Source organism: Actinomycetota bacterium (assembly GCA_014360645.1).
Lineage (GTDB): Bacteria > Actinomycetota > Geothermincolia > Geothermincolales > RBG-13-55-18 > Solincola_B.
The window spans coordinates 254,869-275,061 of the sequence record JACIXD010000004.1 but is presented as its reverse complement, the minus strand read 5'-3'; the positions used below and the strand labels follow the sequence as shown (position 1 = coordinate 275,061).

General features: G+C 68.0%; 16 protein-coding genes. 7 read left to right on the top strand and 9 right to left on the bottom strand.

Translation table 11 applies throughout. The annotated features are described in order from the left end of the window. Positions 1–127 precede the first annotated feature (127 nt). The 7 genes from H5T74_05305 to H5T74_05275 form a co-directional block, all read right to left on the bottom strand. Positions 128–1,159 (bottom strand): hypothetical protein, encoded by a 1,032-nt coding sequence (locus H5T74_05305; GenBank protein MBC7229794.1) that lies wholly within the window; start codon positions 1,157–1,159, stop codon positions 128–130. Between the two features lie 44 nt (positions 1,160–1,203). Beyond that, positions 1,204–1,458 carry a glutaredoxin family protein gene (locus H5T74_05300; protein ID MBC7229793.1) on the bottom strand — a complete coding sequence of 85 codons (255 nt, stop codon included), beginning with the start codon at positions 1,456–1,458 and terminating at the stop codon, positions 1,204–1,206. Positions 1,459–1,592: 134 nt separating this feature from the next. Next, the gene (locus H5T74_05295) at positions 1,593–2,312 is read right to left on the bottom strand and encodes a Crp/Fnr family transcriptional regulator (protein ID MBC7229792.1); all 720 of its coding nucleotides are present in this window, start codon (positions 2,310–2,312) and stop codon (positions 1,593–1,595) included. Between the two features lie 61 nt (positions 2,313–2,373). Next, complete coding sequence (locus tag H5T74_05290) at positions 2,374–2,571, bottom strand: 4Fe-4S binding protein (GenBank protein MBC7229791.1); 198 nt, start codon at positions 2,569–2,571, stop codon at positions 2,374–2,376. Between the two features lie 513 nt (positions 2,572–3,084). Next, positions 3,085–4,329, bottom strand: coding sequence for an NAD(P)/FAD-dependent oxidoreductase (locus tag H5T74_05285; GenBank protein MBC7229790.1), 1,245 nt, complete (start codon positions 4,327–4,329; stop codon positions 3,085–3,087). A 473-nt stretch (positions 4,330–4,802) separates the two neighbouring features. After that, positions 4,803–5,588 carry a glutamine amidotransferase gene (locus H5T74_05280; protein ID MBC7229789.1) on the bottom strand — a complete coding sequence of 262 codons (786 nt, stop codon included), beginning with the start codon at positions 5,586–5,588 and terminating at the stop codon, positions 4,803–4,805. 8 nt (positions 5,589–5,596) lie between these two features. Next, positions 5,597–6,988 carry a DUF1727 domain-containing protein gene (locus tag H5T74_05275; GenBank protein MBC7229788.1) on the bottom strand — a complete coding sequence of 464 codons (1,392 nt, stop codon included), beginning with the start codon at positions 6,986–6,988 and terminating at the stop codon, positions 5,597–5,599. A gap of 187 nt (positions 6,989–7,175) precedes the next feature. On the opposite strand from H5T74_05275, the gene H5T74_05270 reads away from it, so the two are divergent. Together H5T74_05270 and H5T74_05265 are read left to right on the top strand one after the other, a co-directional pair. Then, on the top strand, positions 7,176–7,901 hold the full coding sequence (locus H5T74_05270; protein MBC7229787.1) for an HAD-IA family hydrolase: 726 nt from the start codon (positions 7,176–7,178) through the stop codon (positions 7,899–7,901). A gap of 147 nt (positions 7,902–8,048) precedes the next feature. Beyond that, complete coding sequence (locus H5T74_05265) at positions 8,049–8,987, top strand: carbon-nitrogen hydrolase family protein (GenBank protein ID MBC7229786.1); 939 nt, start codon at positions 8,049–8,051, stop codon at positions 8,985–8,987. Positions 8,988–9,006: 19 nt separating this feature from the next. Here H5T74_05265 and H5T74_05260 read toward each other — a convergent pair whose 3' ends face one another. Both H5T74_05260 and H5T74_05255 read right to left on the bottom strand, forming a co-directional pair. After that, positions 9,007–10,158 (bottom strand): DUF3048 domain-containing protein, encoded by a 1,152-nt coding sequence (locus tag H5T74_05260; GenBank protein MBC7229785.1) that lies wholly within the window; start codon positions 10,156–10,158, stop codon positions 9,007–9,009. A 280-nt stretch (positions 10,159–10,438) separates the two neighbouring features. After that, the gene (locus tag H5T74_05255; GenBank protein MBC7229784.1) at positions 10,439–11,296 is read right to left on the bottom strand and encodes an amidohydrolase; all 858 of its coding nucleotides are present in this window, start codon (positions 11,294–11,296) and stop codon (positions 10,439–10,441) included. A gap of 92 nt (positions 11,297–11,388) precedes the next feature. On the opposite strand from H5T74_05255, the gene H5T74_05250 reads away from it, so the two are divergent. From H5T74_05250 to H5T74_05230, 5 genes are all read left to right on the top strand, one after another. Next, the gene (locus H5T74_05250; GenBank protein MBC7229783.1) at positions 11,389–12,705 is read left to right on the top strand and encodes a HEAT repeat domain-containing protein; all 1,317 of its coding nucleotides are present in this window, start codon (positions 11,389–11,391) and stop codon (positions 12,703–12,705) included. Between the two features lies 1 nt (position 12,706). Further along, complete coding sequence (locus H5T74_05245) at positions 12,707–14,020, top strand: glycosyltransferase family 2 protein (protein MBC7229782.1); 1,314 nt, start codon at positions 12,707–12,709, stop codon at positions 14,018–14,020. 5 nt (positions 14,021–14,025) lie between these two features. Continuing rightward, positions 14,026–15,894: a DUF362 domain-containing protein gene (locus tag H5T74_05240; protein ID MBC7229781.1), complete on the top strand. Its 1,869-nt coding sequence runs from the start codon at positions 14,026–14,028 to the stop codon at positions 15,892–15,894. A gap of 468 nt (positions 15,895–16,362) precedes the next feature. Beyond that, entirely contained in the window at positions 16,363–16,899 is a 537-nt protein-coding gene (locus H5T74_05235; GenBank protein ID MBC7229780.1) for a hypothetical protein, read from the top strand. 184 nt (positions 16,900–17,083) lie between these two features. Beyond that, positions 17,084–20,071 (top strand): glycosyltransferase, encoded by a 2,988-nt coding sequence (locus H5T74_05230; protein ID MBC7229779.1) that lies wholly within the window; start codon positions 17,084–17,086, stop codon positions 20,069–20,071. Positions 20,072–20,193: the final 122 nt, after the last annotated feature.

The following is a 20,193-nucleotide window of genomic DNA, read 5'->3' as shown; positions in this document are numbered from 1 at the left end:
CTCATATCATGCCGGCGTCATCCCTTCCTGAGCTAATGGACTTATCGCTAGATGTTTAACCCCGCTCTTAGATTCTTGGTGCTTCGCGTACGGCCGTCCATCGAAGATCGAAGACCTGACCCCATTCTTACAAATGTTCGCGGAGCGCGGGGAGGAGGGAGAAGGCCCTCTCTACCGTGAAGGTGAGGTCGGGGTTGACCAGGCAGCAGGTGGCGGGGGTGAGCAGGGAGCGGGAAGCGATGGATGCCCTTTCCAGCCCCTCTTCTTCCAGCTTATCCCACAGGCCGCGCAGGCGCTCCGCCAGGCTGCGGGGATTCTCCGCCTCCAGTAGGTGGGTGTGGGTGGGGACGGCGCCCCAGGCCACGGCTCCCCCGCGTCCCAGGAGGCGCGCGATGCCGGAGCGGTATCCCGCCAGGATGTCGCGGTTGTTGTAGGCGTCCAGGGATATGAGGTCCACCTCCGACTGCAGGAGGAAGTCCCAGTCGGGGTTGCCGCATAGGTGCACGCCGCGTGGGCCCTCCAGCAGGGACAGGAAGAGCTCCAGGTCGGCGCGGGCGCTCTCCGAGGTGTAGCCGGTGATGCCGGTGAAGAGGAATTCCAGCCCCGGCTCGTCCACCCATACGAAGGCATGCGGGCAGAGGGCGCGCAGGTCGGCCAGGTGCCGGTTTACCCTGGCGGCGACGTGGCGGATGGCCACCTCGCGTGCGTCGTCGCGGTAGATTATGGGTTTCCTTTCCAGGTCCTTGACCATGAGGCACAGGGAGATGGGGCCCATGAACTGTCCCCGCAGTGCGGGGTAGCTCGCCGAGGCGCGTTCCAGAAAACCCGCGTAGGTGGCGGATTCTTCCGGCGACACCGCGAAGTAATCGTCGCCGGGCGGGAGGGAGAGATAGTCCTCCAGCTCGGCGTAGAAACGCTCCTCGTAGAAATCGATCTTCAGACCCTCGTGGTCCACCTTCACTCCCGGCATCCCCCGCACCGTCTGCACGTAGGTGTCCTCGGAGTAGGAGAGGTTGGGGAGTTGGGGCCAGAAGGGGATATCGAGGGAAAAGGCGAGATCCAGGGCGCGCTCCGCATCGCGGTGGGGCAGGATGCCCATGGCCGTGGTGAGCAGGGGAGACGGGAGTTCCAGGCGGTGGTCTCCGGGCGGCGCGATCATCCCGCGATCCCCGGCGCCGTCTCTTCCGGGCTCCACGGCCCCGCTCAGGACGGGGGCAGCGCCCCCGCGTCGGCCAGGGCCTTGCGGTAGGTCTCGCGGTCGAAGCCCACGATGATGGTGTTTCCGACCTCCATGACCGGCACTCCCAGCTGGCCGCTCTTGTCCACCATCTCCTGTGCGGCCTTGACGTCCTCCGAGACGTCGATGACCGAGAAGTCCACACCCTCCTTCTCGAGGTAATCCTTGGCCATGCGGCAATAGGGGCAGGTGGGGGTGGAATACAGCTTCACCTCGGGCATATCCTGGTCCTCCTCTTCGAGACTGCGTCCGGTAGAGTACGAGCCGACGCTCAGGTCAACATCCTAGCGCTTTCCCTCCAGGGTGCCATGACCTCCGTCAGTAAGAAGGTTTGGGCGGTGCGCGGGCCGGCTGCTCACGGCTGCCGGCAGCCCTCGCTGACCATCTCCTCCAGGTGCTTGCGGTCGCGGAGGATGATCTTGCCCTTCTCCGTGTCCACCAACCCCATCTTCTTGAAATTGGAGAGGACGCGGATGGTGGTCTCAACCGTGGTGGCGGCCATGTCCGCGATGTCCTGCCGCGTGAGGGGGAGGTCGATGCTCACGCCGTCCGCCTCCTTGACGCCCGCCTTGCGCGAGAGCATGAGGAGGACGCGCGCGATGCGCCATTCCACCCGCTCCATGGCCAGGGCGCGGATGGTGTTCTGTGCCTCGCGGAGCCTGGCGCCCAGCTCGGTGATGATCTCCAGGGCGAGGTCCGGGTTGTCGCGAAGGAAGGAGAAGAAATCGCCGCGCGATATGGAGAGGAGCTCCACATCGTCGAGGGCCTGCGCGGTCATGGGGTAGGGTTGGCCGTCGAAGACCGCCTCCTCGCCGAAGATCTCCCCGGGGTAGGCCATCTCCACGATGGTCTCGCGGCCGTCATCGGTCTGTTTGAGCAGCTTGACCTCGCCCTTGACCACCACGTAGAGGTTGCGGGGCTGGTCGCATTCCAGGAAGATATACTCCCCCTTGGCGAAGCGCTCGGTGGTGCAGAGGGAGTATAGGCGGTCTAGCTCCTCCGCCTCCAGGAACTCGAACATGGGAATCTTCCAGAAAATGTTAACCCGCGAAGCGTCGCCCTTTTCGCCGCCCATGATCCACCCCCCGGAACTTAAAAAGGGGAGCCCGGGCTCCCCTGCCTGTTTTCTCCCCGGATCACTCCATGGAGATGGCTTCGGAAGGGCACTCCTCCGCGCAGGTGCCGCAACCGTCGCAATCCTCGGGCCTGGCGAGGAAGGCCACGTCGTCGTCGTTGAGGTCGATGCAGTCGTTGGGGCATTCGTCAACACACAGCCCACAGCCGGTGCACTCGTCCGCGTCGAAAACGGGCCTCTTGTCGCTTGGCTCTCCCATTCGGAATCCTCCTTTTCTAAGGCTTGCTCCTCGGGGGCTACCGGAATCCCCAACTATCTATAACACAGAGATCAAGTCCAGGCAATGGGGAACCGCGCGGGTCGGCATGCGGGTCGGCGCGCAGTGCCCGAGGCCGTTTCCAGCCCGTTCCGGGGGGTTGCGGTGAGGGTGATGGCGAGGGATGGACGTACTTCCGGGGGGGCGGCGAGGGGGTTAGTGCTGGCGGCAAAGCGAGGCGCCTTTTCGCGGCCCCCCGGCGATACTGCGGGGAAAAGAGAGGGTAGGCGGAGGAAGGCGGAAAGACGAGGACGGGGCGGGATGGGAAGAGAGAGGAGAGCGGTGCCCGGTATCTCCGGAGGGAAAAAGACGCACGGCGCCGTCGCCCTGGGAAGGAAGCGGGGTTCTTTGCGGGCGAAAAAGCGTGTCCGTGGCCCGCGATCTGCCCTTCAATCCCTCCACCTCGCCGGACACGGTTATGAGCAAGTGCAGCAGGTGAGGGCGACGACCCCGCGCTCAGCCCTTCAATTCCTCCAGCAGGCGACGCAGGTCGAAGCCCGGCTCGAAGAGGCGGTCGCGCCACGCGGAGATGTCGGCCCGCGACCTGATGAGCGCCTCCGCGGCCTGCGCCTCTCTCACTTCGCCGATGAAGGTCGCGCCCACCAGGACGCCCTCGCGCAACACCAGCTTGCGGTACCTGCCGTCGCGGGGGTAATCGCCGGTCAGCGTCTCGTAGCCTTCTTCCTGCGGCGGCAGGTCGAGCCCGATGCAGGCCACGGGTAGGCCGTAGATGACGATGACGTTGTAGGGGATGACCGCCTCCAGGGAGGCCTCGCCCCCGCTCATGTTGATGCCCGCCGTCTCTCCCTGCCGCTGGGCGTTGAGCCACGAGGTGACCAGGCGGTGCTCGCCGCTGCCGACGTCCAGCGCCTGGGCGATGTCTCCCGCCGCGTAGACGTCGGGGAGGGAGGCGCGCAAGCCCGCGTCCACCAGGACGCCTCGGTCCGTCTCCAGCCCGCTCCCCTCCAGGAACTCCAGGTTGGACACCACCCCGATGGCCACGCCCACCATGTCCGCGGGCAGCACCTCGCCCGAGGTCGTCCGCACCGCTGCTACCCGTCCGTCCTTTTCCTCTATTGTCTCGATGCCCTCACCCTTGCGGAGCTCGATGCCTTTTTCTTCCAGTCTCTTCTCCACCAGCGAGGAGCCTTGGACGTCGAGCATCTGGGGCCAGAAACGGTCCTCGCGGATGAGGTACGAGGTGGCGAGGCCCATCTCCCTGAAGGCCCGGGCCATCTCCACCCCCAGCAGACCCCCTCCGAGGGCCACCGCGGCCTCAGCCTCCTTTCCCCGCCGTATGATCTCGTCCGCTTGGTCCAGGGTGCGCAGGTAGACCACGCCGTCCAGCGTGGCGCCGGGGCAGGCCAGCTCGCGCGGCCGGGCGCCCGCGGCGATGAGCAGCCGTTCATAGCGCAGCTCCTCCCCTCCCTCGAGCCTCACCAGGCGGCTGCGCGTATCCACTCCCGTCACCCTTTCCCCGCGCCGGAACTCGATGCGGTTCTGGCTGTAGAACGATTCGTCCACGAAGAAGACGGAGTCCCTCTCTCGCCATCCGCTGATGTAGTCGGGAAGCCTCATGCGGTAGTAGCAGGGGTGAGTCTCGCGGTCCACGATGATGATCTCGCCCTCCGCGTCCCGGGAACGGATCACCTGGGCGGCGCGGACCCCGGCCCCCCCGTTTCCGATGATCAGGTAACGCATAGGCGCATCTCCTTCCTCGCCGATCCCGGCGGCCCGCGTCTTTGTGGAGTGCCCCGGGTTCCCTCGTACCCACGACATTCTACCAGAGGAATGCCCCGCTCCATCACGGTGCTGGATGCATATGGATGCGGCTCCGGGACGGGGCTCGCGCGCCACAGGCGGCCCGCGTCTTTGTGGAGTGCCCCGGGTTCCCTCGTACCCACGACATTCTACCAGAGGAATGCCCCGCTCCATCACGGTGCTGGATGCATATGGATGCGGCTCCGGGACGGGGCTCGCGCGGCGCCCGGCGTTTTTCGGGTCCGGCCGCACGGGCGTCGCAGGCACGCCCGGCGGTCTTCCGGCGGGAGAGAAAGGGAAGGCGATCCCCGGAAAGGGACGCTGGCGTCAGCGGGATGGAAGCGGGCTCTGCGTGAGCGGGCCTCCGGCGTCAGCGGGATGGATGCGGGCTCTGCGTGAGCGGGCCTCCGGCGTCAGCGGGATGGGCGAAGTCGCCGCAGGCGCGGACGTCCCTTGCGCGGTCTCTCCCCCAGCACCAGGCGCAGGGCGGCGCGGTGAGCCGCCTCCTCGAGGGCGTCGTCCAGGGGCGGCAGCTCCTCGAGCTCGTGGCGGCGGCGCAGGGCTTGCAGTATCAGCCAGTCGGCGAGGCGCGGGTTCTTGGGGAGCAGGGAGCCGTGGAGGTAGGTCCCTATGGCATGGCGGTGGACGCAACCCTCGGTCCCGTCCTCGCCGTTGTTCCCGTGGCCCCTGAGGACCCGGCCGAGGGGCCTCGCGGCGGGGCCGAGGCGGGTGCGTCCGGAGTGGTTCTCGAAGCCCACCAGCGTCCCCCCCACTCCCTCCAGGGCGCATTCCACGGCCACGTTGCCGATGAAGCGCGTGTCCCCGCCCACCGTCTCCACGTCGAAGAGGGATACGCCGGGAAGGTCCTCTCCCGTGCAGGTGAGGAAACGCCTTCCCAGCAACTGGTAGCCGCCGCAGATGGAGAGGAGCGCCGCCCCGTCCTCCACCGCCGCGCGCAGGGCTTCGCCCTTCTCCCCGGCGAGGTCCTCGCAGACCATCATCTGCTCCCGGTCCTGCCCGCCCCCGATGAAGAAGAGGTCGTGCAAGGAGGGGTCGATGGGGTCACCCAGGCTGAGCCGGACCACCCTGGCCTCCCAGCCGCGCCAGAGGCATCGTCCCACCAGGGCGATGACGTTGCCGCGGTCGCCGTAGATGTTCATGAGCTCGGGGTAGAGGTGGCAGATGCGGAGCACCGGCATGGCCACGGTCATCCCTCCCTCCAGATCCCGGGGGCGGCGCCCATGCGCGTCAGCAGGCGCCGCAGGTCGAGGGTTGCGGTGTAGGTGGCGAGGGCGTAGACCGTCTCCCCCTCTGCGGCCGCGTCGAGGGCGGCGCGCAGGGCTTCGCGCAGGTCTTCCCGCACCTCCAGGCGCGCGGCTTCGAGTCCCGCGTATTTCATGCGCAAGGCCATATCCCAGGCCCGCGTACCCGTGGCCACCAGGCGGCGTGGCAGCGGCGCCAGCTCCTCGAAATCCACGTCCCATATCCAGGAAACGTCTCGCCCGTCGGCGATGCGGTCGTTGAGGGCCGCCAGGATCACCAGCCCCTCGCCCTCCCCGCGCAGGGTACGGATGACCTCGTTGAAGCCGGTGGGGTTCTTGGAGAGCACCAGGAAAAGGGTGCGCCCGTCCACGGGGATGCGCTCGCCGCGCCCGAAGGCGGTGCTGTATCCCTCCACCCCTTTCCGCACCGCCTCCTCGTCGAGCCCGAGAAGTTGCGCGCCGCCCAGCGCCGCCAGCAGGTTATGGACGTTGTAGAGGCCGGGCAGGGGCAGGGAGAACTCGGCGCTCCAGCGCGGGGTGTCCACGCTCACGCGCGAGCCCGCGGTCCCCGCCAGCTCCACACGAGAGGCGAGGAACTCGGGCATGGGCCGTGAGAGGCCGCATCCCGGGCAGGAGTACCTTCCCATGTGGCCGAAATAGTGCGCCTCGAAGGCCAGCGGGGAGCCGCATCCCCTGCAGTGCTTGGAATCAGCGGCGTGGCGGAGGCCCGGTTCCGTATCCCCGGCGCCCTCGATGCCGTAGTAGTGGATGGATGCCCTGGTATCTCTTCCCAGCGAGGCCACCAGGGGATCGTCGGCGTTGAGGAGGACGCGGGCACCGGGTTCCAGGGCGGCCAGGGCGGCATCCATCTTGCGGGCGAGGGATTCCAGCTCGCCGTAGCGGTCGAGCTGATCCCGGAAGAGGTTGGTGATTATTACCAGGCGGGGCCGCAGGCGCTCCGCCGCCGCGGGCAGGGTGGCCTCATCCACCTCGAAGAGCCCCAGGTCGCCGCTCGGCACCCCGCGCAGGTCCGAGGCCTGGGCGAGGGCGGCGGTGATGCCGGTGATGAGATTGGCGCCCACGCGGTTGTGGACCGGCCGCCTGCCGCCGGCGCGCAGCACGGCCGCGAGCAGGTTGGAGGTGGTGGTCTTTCCGTTGGTGCCGCTGACCAGCACGCACCCCCCGGGGAGGTGCGCGGCCATGGCCTCCGGAGCCCCTGCGTGCAGGCGCAGGATGACCTTGCCGGGGAAATTGGAACCCGCGCCCATCCCCAGCCGGCGGGAGAGCCAGGTCGCCGCCTTCCCCGCCGCGACCGCCGCTGTCAGTCGTGCGTTCATGCGTCTATTGTAATGGTTGGGATGTCTCCGCGCCCCGTTATTCAAACCGTCGCAAGGCGGAGGGCTCCCTCGGTCGCGACATGGTCCACTCGCTCGGCGCCCCCGCCCGCCTCCGTTTCCCCTTTCCGCGAGGGGAGGAATGCGATGTCGCGCCCGTCTGTTAGAATCCGTCTTGGAGGTGAACGCGTTGGGCACGACCATCAGGGCGGTGTTCTTCGACGCAGGCAACACCCTGCTGCTGCCCCACCCCTCGGTGGAGGAGGTGTGCGCGCAGGTGCTGGCGGGGAGCGGCTATCACCCGTCCCCGGAGGACTTGCGGCGGGGCCTGGAGCGCGCGGAGCGTTATTATGAGGAGCGCTACTGGAGCGACGACACCTTTTGGGCCTCCGAGGAGGAGGCGGCGGCCATGTGGAGCGAGATGTACGCCCTCGCTGTGGCGGAGGCCGGGGTGGAGGAGGACGCCGCCCGGGGCCTGGGGAGGAAGCTCTACGACGAGTTCGGGAGGGGCGACCGCTGGGCGCTGTATCCGGACGTGCTGCCCGCCATGGAGAGGTTGCGGGACATGGGGATGCGCATGGGCATCATCTCCAACTGGGACGTCCGCCTGCCCGGGCTCTGCCACCACCTGGGCCTCAGCCCCTACCTGGAGTTCGTCATCAGCTCCGCAAACCTGGGGCGCATCAAGCCGGAGGCCTCCATCTTCCGCCTCGCCCTGGAGCGCGTGGGGGTGGCTCCGTGGGAGGCGGTGCATGTGGGCGACCACTATTACGCCGACGTCATGGGCGCGAGAGCCGCGGGCATCCATCCTGTGCTCCTGGACCGATGGGAACTCGCGGCCGGCCCGGACTGCGCGGTGATCACCAGCCTGGAGGAGCTTCCGGACCTGGTGATATCGGGTACGGTTTTTCGTTGAGCACGGAGATGAGGGAGGTATGAGGGTCGGCGCGGTGCAGATGGCGGCGCGCGTGGCGGATACGGAGTACAACCTAGGGCGCGCGGAAACATGTGTACAGGGCTACGCGGGGTGCGGTTTTTCGTCGAGCACGGAGGTGAGGGAGGTATGAGGGTCGGCGCGGTGCAGATGGCGGCGCGCGTGGCGGATACGGAGTACAACCTAGGGCGCGCCCGGGAGCTTTTAGAGGAGGCCTTCTCACGGGGATGCGAGATGGTCATCCTGCCGGAGTTCTTCACCTCGGCAGTGGCCTTCCACCCCGCCATGCTCAAGGCGGCCCTTCCTTTCGACGGCCCCGCCCTGGAGATGATGCGCGGCATGGCCCGCCGCCACGGCGGTTTTGTGGGAGGGTCATTCATCGCCTCGCGGGGAGGGGACAACTTCAACGCCTTCGTGCTCGCCTTCCCCGACGGGGACTACGCCGTCCACGACAAGGACCAGCCGACCATGTGGGAGAACTGCTACTACCTCGGGGGCAAGGACGACGGAATCCTGGAGACGCCCCTGGGTCCGGTGGGGGTGGCCTTGTGCTGGGAGCTCGTGCGCACGCGCACCGTGCGACGCCTGCGGGACAGGGTGGACCTCCTGGTGGGGGGATCCTGCTGGTGGACGGTGCCGGACCGCGCCATCCCCATCCCCGGCAAGAACGGGGTGCACCGGCGCAACCTGGAGATCATGCGCGAGACGCCGGTGCGCATGGCCCGCATGTTGGGGGTGCCCGTGGTCCATGCCGCCCATGCGGGCGACCTCGCCGCCCGCATGCCGCTGCTGCCCGGGCTGCCGTACCGGTCCTGCTACCTCGGGGAGACCATGGTGGTGGACGCCACGGGCGAGGTGCTGGCGCGGCTGTCCCGCGAGGACGGCGAGGGCGTGGCGGTGGCCGACGTCCAACCTGGGAGGATCGCCCCCGTGGAGGATCCGCCGGACCGCTTCTGGATCCCGGACCTCCCCTGGCTCATCCGCGCCGTATGGGGATACCAGAACCTGCACGGGAGATGGTATTACCGCCGCGCCAAACGATCCGGCAGGCTCGAGATCCCCGGGTGATGTCGGAGGCCGGGCGCCCTCACTGGTATTTCACCGCGATCTCCTCGTTGATGAGGTGTATCCAGGTCTGGCCCGGGGCGAGGGGCACGGGGTCGCCGTTCTCGTCCACGTACACGGTGGGCGAGTTGCGGTTGTTCTTCCTCCAGGTGGCGTGGTAGGCCTTCCCGTCCGTGAACACCAGACACTTGCCGCTTCCCGTTACATGGGATTCGGGCACCGAGGCGCCCGTGGTGTCGCGCAGTCCGCTGTCCGTCACCCTGACGTACTGCACGATGACGTTGCGGGGGGCGACCTGCCTTCCGGTGGTGGCGTCGGTATGCGGCGCTCCCTGGATGAAATGGAGGTAGGAGCGGGTCGCGGCGTCGTACTGGTAGGAGGCGGCGCATATGGTGGCCTTGTAGGCGATGCTGATGGCGGTCGCCGGGGAGTACATGACGCTCTGAGAGGCCGCTTCCCCGCCGTCTTCCCCTTCCTCCTGACCGCCGGCACCCTCCGGCTCCTCACTGGCTCCGTCCTCGGCGAAGTACAGTCCCGCGTCGGGCAGCTTGTTGAAGGAGTCCCCGTTTTCGGCCAGGTACTGCCGTAGCAGGGAGGTGCTGGTATAAAGATTGTGAGGCGCGCGCCGGGAGCGTTCCCTCCAGAAGTGCGAGGCGTCCTCGGTGATATAGTGGAGTCCCGATGCCTGCACCATGGAGATCACCGCCGTTGACCCCCCGCTGCAGATCAACAGGGGATCCAGGAAGGAGATGATGTCGATATCCGACGGCCGCGCGCTGCGCGTGGGACCGATGGCCTGGGAGTCCCGGGATAGATAGATGCAGATGAACCGCGTAACCCCTCCCTCCACCAGCTCCTCGAAGACGAGGTCGGCGTCCACGATGCCGCTCTGGGGTCGGGCCTTGGGGTCGTTCTCCACCTTGACCGCCAGGGGGCGGCGGGTCACCAGGTCCCAGGACGCCACGGTCTCTCCGGTAAGGGGGTTCACCGGGGGCTTCTCGGGCTCGGGCGGCGGCTCGACCGTCTCCTCTCCCACCCTCGTGGCCTTGCATCCCGCCAGGGGAAGGAGGGTTGCTGACAGCAGGAGCAGCGGAAGGATGACCAGGAGCGGTTCCCGCCGGCGTCTCCAGCCCGTGGCGGCCTTGTATCGTCCTCCCTTGCGCGTGACGGCCATGTGTTGCTCTCCTTTCCGGGCAGGTGATTTCCTCCGTCCCTTACGTCCCTTATACCTTATATAGTAAAGCCTTCGCCGATACCTGAGGCCATTCGCCTCTCTCCATTCGTTTGCGCCGTGTCGCTCCCGCATCGCGACCCCGCCGCTATTTTCTTTCGTCTCTCTTTGCCGCTCTTCCTCTCTCTGGCGGCGGGCGATCCGGCTCGAGGCCCGCGGCGAGCGGCCGCTTGGCCGCCGGCCCCACGAGTTGCCCCCCGCCGCCTTTTGACGGCGCACGCCTTCAAGCGGAAAGGGGATCGAGGCCGAAGAGGCGGGCTGCGTTCAGCCCCATGATCTTTTCCGCATGGCCTGCTCCCTCCAGGCCGGCAAGGGCGTCCGCCAGGGTGCGCCGGTAGGGGAGCAGGGGATAGTCGGTGGCGAAGAGGATCCTTTCCCCGCGGGCGGCCTCCGCCGCCAGCCGGTAGACGTCGCTCCTGTAAAGGAAGGGGGAGGCGGCGGTGTCGTAATAGACGTTGCGGCAGGCCTCGGCGACCTCGGGCATGAGCTCGTAGAAGGGAAGGCCGCCGCCCCAGTGGGGCAAGATGAGCACCAGGTCGGGAAAGGCCTTGATGAAACGGTATATCTTTCCCGGCGTCACCGGACCCTTGCCGGGGTAGTCGTGCCCCACGGGCTCGTTCACGTGGATCATGAGGGGCACCCCGTAGGCGATGGCCAGCCCCACCAGCGGACCCATGACCTCTTCATCGCAGGGGTCGAAACCCTGGGGCTGGGCGTGCAGCTCCCCCAGGCCTCTGGCGCCCGCCTCCAGGCAGCGGCGTGCCTCCTCGACAGCTCGTTTTCCCAGCCTCGGGTTGGTCACCGCGAAGGGGAGAAAGCGGCGCGGGTTATCCGCGGCCACCTGCAGGAGGTAATCGTTGTTCTCGGCGCACCGCTCCAGGGTCGACCAGGGGAAAGGGCAGAGCACCGCCGTGTCCACCCCGCAGTCGTCCATCTCAGCCAGCATCTCAGCGGGGCTTGCCATGCGCGCTCCGCCGTGCCCGAACATGAGCCGGAAGGCGGCCTCCTCCTCGCCCACCCCCTCCGGGCGCTCCCGGGCGGAGGGCTGGAACATGTGGGTGTGTGCGTCAACCACCAACATCGCCACCTCGCCTTTCTGTCAAGCGTCGGCGACACGATTTATAATATCAGAGGCGTGCCATGGGACCTGCCGGCGAGAGCGAAGGGGTGAGCATGGGTCTGGCACTCTTTTCCATCCTCCTGGTGCTGGTGGTATCGCTCGCCCTTTTCGCCTCCTACCTCCTGGTGCGAATCCTGAGGATCTACGCACGGGCGCGCCGGCTGGAGACCATGCGCGGCTACGAGACCATCCTCTACGCCGCTCTACAGAAGGTCTCCCCCGAAAAGACTTTGGAGACCCTGCTCCCGGATCCCGACCGCGATGCCCTGGAAGAGGTCCTGCTGCGCATGGGCGACGAGGGAGCGGAGGGCGTGAAGGAGAAGGTGATCGCCCTCTACGGCCTGGCAGGGTTCAGGGAACGGAGGTTGCGGCAGCTGCGCTCGCGGCGCAAGTCCAGGCGCAGCGACGCGGCACGGCGACTGGGCAGGATCGGCGACCCCGATTCCGTGCCGGAGCTGAAGACCCTGCTCGCGGACCCGCGGGAGGAGGTGAGGGAGGCGGCCCTCTTCGCCCTGGGAAGGATCGGCACCAGGCAGGCGCTGGAGGCCATGCTGGACGGACTGGAGGGAGGAGGGCGCTGGTCCCAGGAAAAAGTGGCCGAGGCGGTGGAGGAGGCGGGAGACGAATCGCGCGCCGTCCTCGTGGAGCTGCTGGGAAGCGCGGACCCGCGCCACCGCGCCTTAGCGGCCGAGGTCCTGGGAGGAGTGGGAGGGGAGGAGGTGGCCCGGCGGCTGGAGGAGGCGCTCCGTGACGGGGAGGTCGACGTGAGGGCGCGCGCCGCCTCCTCCCTGGGGAGGATGGCACGGCCGGGGTCTCGCCGCGCCCTGGCGGCGGCCCTGGAAGACCCCGCCTGGGAGGTGCGGGCGCAGGCCGCCAGGGCACTGGGGCGCATCGGGGAGGGGGAAGACGCCCCCCTGCTGGCCCGTGCCCTGCGCGACCCCGAGTGGTGGGTGCGGAACAACGCGGCGGAGGCGCTGCGCGAGACGGGCGCGGCCGGGGAGGCCTTGCTGGTGGAGGCCCTCTGGAGCGAGGACCGCTTCGCGCGGGAGACGGCGGCGCTGGCCCTCGAGGAGAGCGGCGCGGTGGAACGCATGATGAGGGAGCTGGGAGGACAGGGAGAGAGGGCACGCGCGGAGCGCGTCGTCCGCCGCCTGGCGGAGATGGGGTGCGTGGGGACCATCATCCAGGTCTTCCTGGACCTCCCCCCGGGAGGGCTCAAAAACGATTTGAGAGACCTGCTGGCGGGGTCCGGCTCCCGGGAGCTGGAAGACGTCCTGGAGGATTACGCCCGTGCGAGAGGGGGAGCGGCGGAGGGCGAGGACGTGCGCGAGGACGGGGCCGGCGCCGGGGAGGAAGAGGGGCGAGGGTAGGATGTCCCTGTATAATGTGCTGGCATACCTGGCCATCGCCTATTACCTTCTCCTCTATTCCCTACATCTGCAGCTGCTGCTCATGGGTTATCGAGCGGCACGGCGCTGGAGGTTCACGGGATATATCGAGGAGGCGCACCGCCTTTCCCGCAGTGCCCTGGTGCCCCCCGTGAGCATCGCCGTGGACATCGACGCCACGGGTGACGACCCGGTCCGCTGGGTGGACCACGTGCTCGCGCACCGCTTTCCCCGCCTCGAGGTGCTGGTCCTGTGCCGTGACCTCGAGGACTCGAGGGCGGACCTGCTGGTAAGGACCTATTACCTGCGCCGCGTGGACCGCGTGTACAGGAAGGCGCTGGATGCCCCGTCCCCGGAGAGGGTCTACCAGAGCGACGACCGGCGCCTGACCCTGGCGACGGCCGGCGGGGCCCGGACAGGCGAGCTTCTCAACCTGGCGCTCAACCTGGCACGCTACCCGCTCTTCGGCGTGGCCGACCGCAGTTCCTACCTGGCCGAGGACGCCCTTCTCCGCATGGTCAGGCCTTTCATGGAGGCCGAGGCGTGTGCCCCGGCGGTGATGGGGGTGGAGATACCCCTGGAGATGGAAGGGGACCACCTTCTGCCTCCCCGCCGTATTACCAGGTTCTCCCTCATGGAGTCGCTGCGCTGGCAGCTCGGTTACCTGGCAGGCTCCCCCTACCTGGGCGGGCCGGCCGTCGCGTCCGGAGCCTTCGTCCTCTACCGCAAGGAGGACCTCGTCTCGGCGGGCGGGTTCCTCCCCGATTCCCGGGTCCCGGAGGCGGAGATGGACATGACGCTGCGCCTTCACCGCCTGATGCGCGAGAGCGGCAGGCACTACCGCTTCGCATTCCTCCCCCAGCTCGTGGCCAGACGGTGTTTTCCGCGTACATGGGGCGAACACGTGCGGGAGGTCGCGGAGATGAGGCGGGGCATGAAACGATCCTTCGCCTCCCATGCGGACATGTTACTGCGCCGGGGTTACGGATGGCTGGGGATGGTCCACCTGCCGGCCTTCTGGCTCTTCGTCAACCTTGCTCCCGCCCTTGGCTTGGCTGCCTTCTCGCTCTCGCTGCTCTTTTTCGTCCTGGGCCTGGTGGGATGGCCGGTCTTTGCCGCTTTCCTGGCCGCGTTCGCCCTCTATCCCGCCCTGGTGGGGGTGCTGGCGGTGGCCGCCGCGCGCCGGGAACTGGACATCCTGGGCGGGCAGGGAGCCCTGCTCTACGGCTATGCCTTCCTCACCCAGGTATGGTTCCGCCAGTTCTCAGCTCTGGCAAGGTACGGCAGCCGGGGGTGAGTAGGGTGAAGGGAACTCGTTCGGTATCACCGGCTCGGGAAGGGCTCCAGGAGGATATAGGGACCCAGGGGATAAAGGGCGGGAAGCTGTACGGATACCTCTACCCCGCCTTCAGCCTCCTCTGCCTCGCCTGGCTGGCCCTGCGCAGCGCGCGCAAGCCCTCCCGCCTCCGCTATCCCTGCCAGCAGGCGGCGGCGCTTCATGCCCCCTGGGTGATAGGGGCGGCGGGCGCGGGGATGGCACGCTGGGCGTGGAGAAAACGGGTAAGAGCGCGCCGCCCGGCGGCGGTCTCGGCCCTGGCGATGGTGGCCCTGCTCTCCCTCGCCCTGGGCGGCCAGGTCGGGGTGGATGCGGAAGGCCGAAGCATCTTCGACCCGGAAGAGGCCCGATTCCGGGCGGCGTCCCTCGAGCTTTCGGCCTGGACGGGGGAGCTGGCAGACGGGTCCCATGACATATTCGTGGTGAAAAACGTGCCCGTGCCGGCCGCGGGCAGCCCCGCGCATGCCGGGGTGGACGGGCTCATCCGCTTTCTCGACGAAGGTGGGTTGTCCTTCTACCGCAGCGCCGCCGACTATCCGGGAGCGGGACCGGAAGGCATCGTCTCCCCCGACGACGTGGTGCTCATCAAGGTCAACGCGGCGTGGGACCAGCGCGGCATGACCAATACCGACGTGGTGCGGGGACTCATCTCCGCGGTGCTCAGGCATCCCGACGGGTTCACCGGGGAGGTGGTGCTGGTCGAGAACTGCGAGGGGGGCCCGGATTACGACCATGTCCGCAACAACGCCGAGGACCCCTCCCAGTCCTTCCGGGCGGTGGTGGATTCCTTCGGCGATCCGGCGAGGGTGTCCGCATCCAGCTGGTGGTCCTTCACCGACGAGGCGGTGTACGAGTTCGACGCCGGCGACATGCGCCAGGGCTATGTGCTGCTGGGCGACAACGTCTCCTACCCCAAGTTCGTTACCGGGCGCGGCACCTGCATATCGTTGCGCAACGGCGTCTGGACCGGGTCAGGCTACGATAAGAGCAGGATCAAGCTCATCAACGTGCCCGTGCTCAAGAGCCATAACGCCACCGGGGTGACCGCGGCCCTCAAGAACTTCATGGGAGTCCCTTCCATACACAAGACCGAGAACGTGCACCATGACCTCATTTACCGGGGTTTCATGGGCAGGATTATGAACGAGGTCATCTACCCGGACCTGAACGTCATCGACGCCATCTGGGTGAGCCCCGCGCACCCCGACGGCCCCGCGGGTCCCTATTCCAAAGCGGTGCGGGCGAACGTGCTCCCGGCGGGAAAGGACCCCGTGGCCCTGGACTGGTACGCGGGGAAGCAGGTCCTCTACCCCATCAGCGGTTACGGGAGGCATGATCCCGACACCCCATACACCGAGGGGACCTCTCCCTACCACGACGGGACGCGCAACACCGGGTATCCGTACAACGCCTTCCGCGTCATGCTGGAGAGCACCGCTGCCGTGTTGCGGGAGGGGGGACACGACGTGACCCTTAATCCCTCGCGCATGGGCGTGCACGTGCGCGACCTCGCCGTGGGGCTGCGTTGGTCCGGGGGCCACTGCGTCACCGGCGTCCCCGCCCCCGGGGAGGAATGGCACTTCGCCGAGGGCACCACCCGGGAGGGCTTCGAGGAGTGGCTGTGCCTGCTAAACCCCCAGGACCGCGCCGTGAGGGCCGAGCTCTCCTTCATGACCGGGGAGGGCGAGGTCATCCCCCACGCCCTGGACCTTCCTCCCCATTCCCGCTCCACCCTCCACGTCAACCATCTCCTGGGACCGGGTAAGGACGTCTCGGTATCCGTGCGCGCCTCCGCCCCCGTGGTCTGCGAGCGCCCTATGTATTTTGAGCGATAGAGGGTCGCCCGAAAGGGTATACCGGCTCGCCCATATCAAGCGAGGAGACATTCTACCGGCCCGGGCCGCCGGGTAACGGTCTCGCTCGGCGCGCATGAGAGCTTGCTCGGGAGACGAGGCCGCCTCAGGCGCGGCCTCGCTCGTACCGACCCGGTCGTTCCCGGGCAGGGCCTTGCGCGGAAGCGCCCGGCGCTCTCCTCCGCGCGCCATGCGGCCTCGCCGGCAACCCCTTCCGGGCAGGGGGGTGGGATTCAGGCGACACCCGCCAAGGGGGCGGCGTATGGCCCGTCTCCTATGCCCGTGCGTTTTCCCCTCCGGAAGAGATGACCGGCCCGGGCCGCCGGGTAACGGTCTCGCTCCGGGTATGGGTTTTGGCGGGTGGCGGATCTTTTTAACGGATTCTTTACAGATTCTTTAAGCCGGCATAAAGATCACCCACGATTATGGAAGCAAAAGGAGGTGATGACCATGAAGAGCAGGTCCGTGAGCGTAATCCTGAGTTCGCTGGCGGCGGCGCTGGCGGCGGCGCTCTTCCTCTCCGTCCCCGGCTCCGTGCTGGCGCAGGAGGAGAAGCCGGAAGGGAATCAGGAGGAGCATCTCGATGAGGAGCAAGGAGAAGAGGTGCCGCCGGAGTTGAAGGAAAAGCTGGGCCAGCTCAAGGAGGCGATGAGGGAGCTAAGGAAAACCCTTGCGCCCCTGACGAAGAGCATCCGGGAATACGTGCGCGAAAACCGTTCCGCCTGGATGGGAGAGCAGGAGAGCTGGCGGGAAGGCATCGCCAAAAGGCGCGAGCTGGCGAAGGGACTGCGCGAGAAGATGGCCCCGCTGAAGCTGGTCGCGGAGACCACCAGGGTCGCGAGGGAGGCCATAAGGGCTGATCTCAAGGCGGCCTGGGAGGCATGGGATGCCGGCGATACCCGGGGAGCGGTGGAGAAGATCGACCAGGCGCTGGTGAAGATCGAGGAGCTGAAGCGTACGGTGAGCGACGCGCTGGGGTCCGGATAAGGCCCTCTCGGCCGCCTGCCGTCCTCACGAGAGGCGATATGCGGGGATACATGCGGTAAAGGACGGGAAAGAGGAAGGGTATTCCACGCTTCGAACCGCCGGCACCGGGGAGGGGGAAGGTCCTCCGGTCCCCCCCGGGAGGCCCTCCCCCCGGTGACCCGGCATACAAGGAAAGGGCGCGAAGATGAAGGCGGGCATCCTGTCCTGGTGGAGGGGGAGAGATCCCTTCGACCTCCTGGCGGGCCTGTTCCTGCTCCTGTGCCTGGTCCTCATCCTCGCGAACCTGTCCATGTATCCCGTATACCTCGATATCCCCTATCACATGGCGGTGACACGCGCGTTCCGCGAGGCGGGAGGCGTGGTGACCTGGGACTTCTGGGACTCCGCTCCCTCGGGTCGCCCGCACATCTATCCGCCCTTCCTGCACGTGGGCATGTCCCTGCTGGAGGACGCGGGCCTCTCTCCCGAGACGGTGGCCACCATGGTCTGCGTGGTCATGTTCCCCCTTGTCCTCATCTCCATGTGGTGGGCGGTGCGCAAGCTGTTCGGGCCGCGGGCCGCCTTTTATTCCCTCGTCCTCCTGGCGGTTCCTTATGCCTTTTTTTACCAGGCCGGCATCACCATCGCCGCCTCCGTGGTGCTCGCCTTGACCCCCCTGGTGTTCCTGGCCCTGGAGAAGGACCGCAAGCTCGCCGCCTCCCTGCTCCTGGCCATGTGCCTCTACGCGCACCTCGTGCTGGGTCACCTGGCGGCGCTGGCGCTGGCCGTTTATATGCTCCACCGCCGCGAGCTCTGGAAGAGGACCGCGGTCATACTGGCCGCCGCCCACTTCCTCTACCTGCCTTGGGGGGTGGTAGTGGCATCCAACCTGGGGAGTTTCTCGGTGTCGGAGCCCGGGATGGGCGGAGGCTTCGCGCTGCACATCCTCCTCTGGGGTCTGGCGGCCGCCGGCGTGGTGGTATGCTACCTGCGTCGCATGCAGTATTACCTGCTCCCCGCGTATCTCATCTCCATGGTGCCCATTGCGTTCTTCTATTCCCACCGTTTCTGGGAGGGACATGTCTTCCTGCCCCTGGCTATGCTGGGGGGCGTGGCCCTGGACCGCGTGCACGGGCTTTTGCGCGAGCGCCTGTCCCGCGGCGAACGCGCGAGCGCCTCGGCGGGGATGCTGGCCGCCGCGACCATGGCCCTCATAGCGGTGGCGGTTTTCTTCGTCTACCCCGTACTGGCGTCCGAAGGCGGACCGCGTGCGACGGGCTTGCCGCCCGGTGCCGCGGGGTACCTGGGCGGTGGGCCGGCAGGAGGTACGGGGGGCATGCCGGGTGGAGGGGGCAACCCGGACTTACGGGAGGGGGCGCCCCCGCTGCCGGGTGGAGACTACAGGGCAGGCGGGACGGGCGGCGTGGCCGGAGCGCGGCAACAGCGCCTCTTGCGCCTGCGAGAGCCGGCGAGAGGCTCGACTGCCCTGAGGCTCCAGCCCACCGTACTCACGGTGCTCTTGAGGCTGGAGGAGCCGGTTCCAGCCGGGCTCCCCGGCTCCAGAGAGGCGTTCGGTAAGGAGAACATGGAACTCATGCGCGCCGTCGAGGCCCGCAGCGATCCGGGGGACACCGTTTACGTGGCCGAGGGCAGGCTGGGCGATCTCATCTACGCCCTGACCGGAAGGTGCGTCACCCAGGGCATGTTCCACGAGGTGCAGCCGGAGCGCAGGGGGGATCCGTGGGAAGTGGCGACCCTGGCGGTGGTGAACGCCGGCCCGCAGGCTGTGCCTCCTGCCGGTGGGGGAGGAGCGGGAGCGGGAGCCGGCGGCAAAACGGACGCTTTCCCGGCGCGTGAGGGCTGGTCGGCGGCGGAAAGGGTTGGCGGCTACCTGCTCCTCGTACGAGACGGCGAGGTTGAGGAGGGCGTCTCCGCCGCCGCCTCGGCGCTTCCTCTCTGGGCGGCGTATGCGCTGGTCCTGGCCGCGGTGGCCGCCATCGTGCTCGACCTCTTCGTGGTTGGAAACAGGTGGAAATGGCAGGACCCTTCCCCCCACAGCCCTTCTGACCGGCCGGAAGGCGGCGCGGGAGGGAAGGGCGGTTCCGCGCTGGCGGTGGTGCCCGCCCGGGACGAGGAGGGGAACGTGGAGAGGGAGGTCGGGCGGAAGTGGCAGGACCCTTCCCCCCACAGCCCTTCTGTCCGGCCGGAAGGCGGCGCGGGAGGGAAGGGCGGTTCCGCGCTGGCGGTGGTGCCCGCCCGGGACGAGGAGGGGAACGTGGAGAGGGAGGTCGGGCGGAAATGGCAGGACCCTTCCCCCCACAGCCCTTCTGACCGGCCGGAAGGCGGCGCGGGAGGGAAGGGCGGTTCCGCGCTGGCGGTGGTGCCCGCCCGGGACGAGGAGGGGAACGTGGAGAGGGTGGTGAGGGAGATCCGTTCCACGTGCCCCGGCATGGAGATCCTGGTGGTGGACGATGCCTCCCGGGACGGCACGGGCGCCGGGGCACTGGCGGAAGGAGCCCTGGTCATGCGCCTGCCGCGTAACGAGGGAGTCGGCCAGGCGGAGCGTCACGGGCTGTCCTTTGCCCTCGAACACGGGTATTCTTTCGCGGTGAGGCTCGATGCCGACGGACAGCACCCCGCCCGTCATATCCAGGACCTGCTGGAACCGCTGGTGCGCGGAGAGGCGGACGTGGTGGTGGGGTCCAGGTTCATGGCGGATACGCTGCCGTCATATGCGCCCTCCTTTTTCCGCTGCGCGGGCATCTCCTGGCTCAGGGCGCTACTCCGCCGGCGCACGGGCATCCCCCTCACCGATCCCACATCCGGATTCCGCGCCTATTCGCGTCAGGCCATGCGCCTGTTGGCCAGCGCGGATACCAGCCGTTATCCGGAGGTGAGGTCCTTGCTCCTGCTGTGCGGTTGCGGCCTCAGGGTGCGCGAGACGGCGGTGGAGATGAGGCCGCGCCTTTCCGGCAGCTCCTCGCTGGGGGCGGTGGCGGGGATACGCATGTTGATATCGGCGACCATCGACGGGTTGTTCTTCCGTGTTCGTCCGGGGTCGGTCCGCGTGGAGCCGCAAGGCACGGCGCGCGCATTCACCACGCGGCGGAGGCCCGTGGAACCGCCCGGCGCCCCAGCCCACGAGCCGCGCCCCGCCGCCGGCGACCCTCTGCCGGGCTTCTTACCCGACTGAAAGGCGGATCGGGATGGCGGATTGCCGCCGCGACCGCCCTGCCGCGACCCCCGGGGCGAAAGTCTCCCGTTTCCGCCTCCGGCCCCGCCGCCGAGGCCAGCTTCTCGAGCCCCTGGACCTCA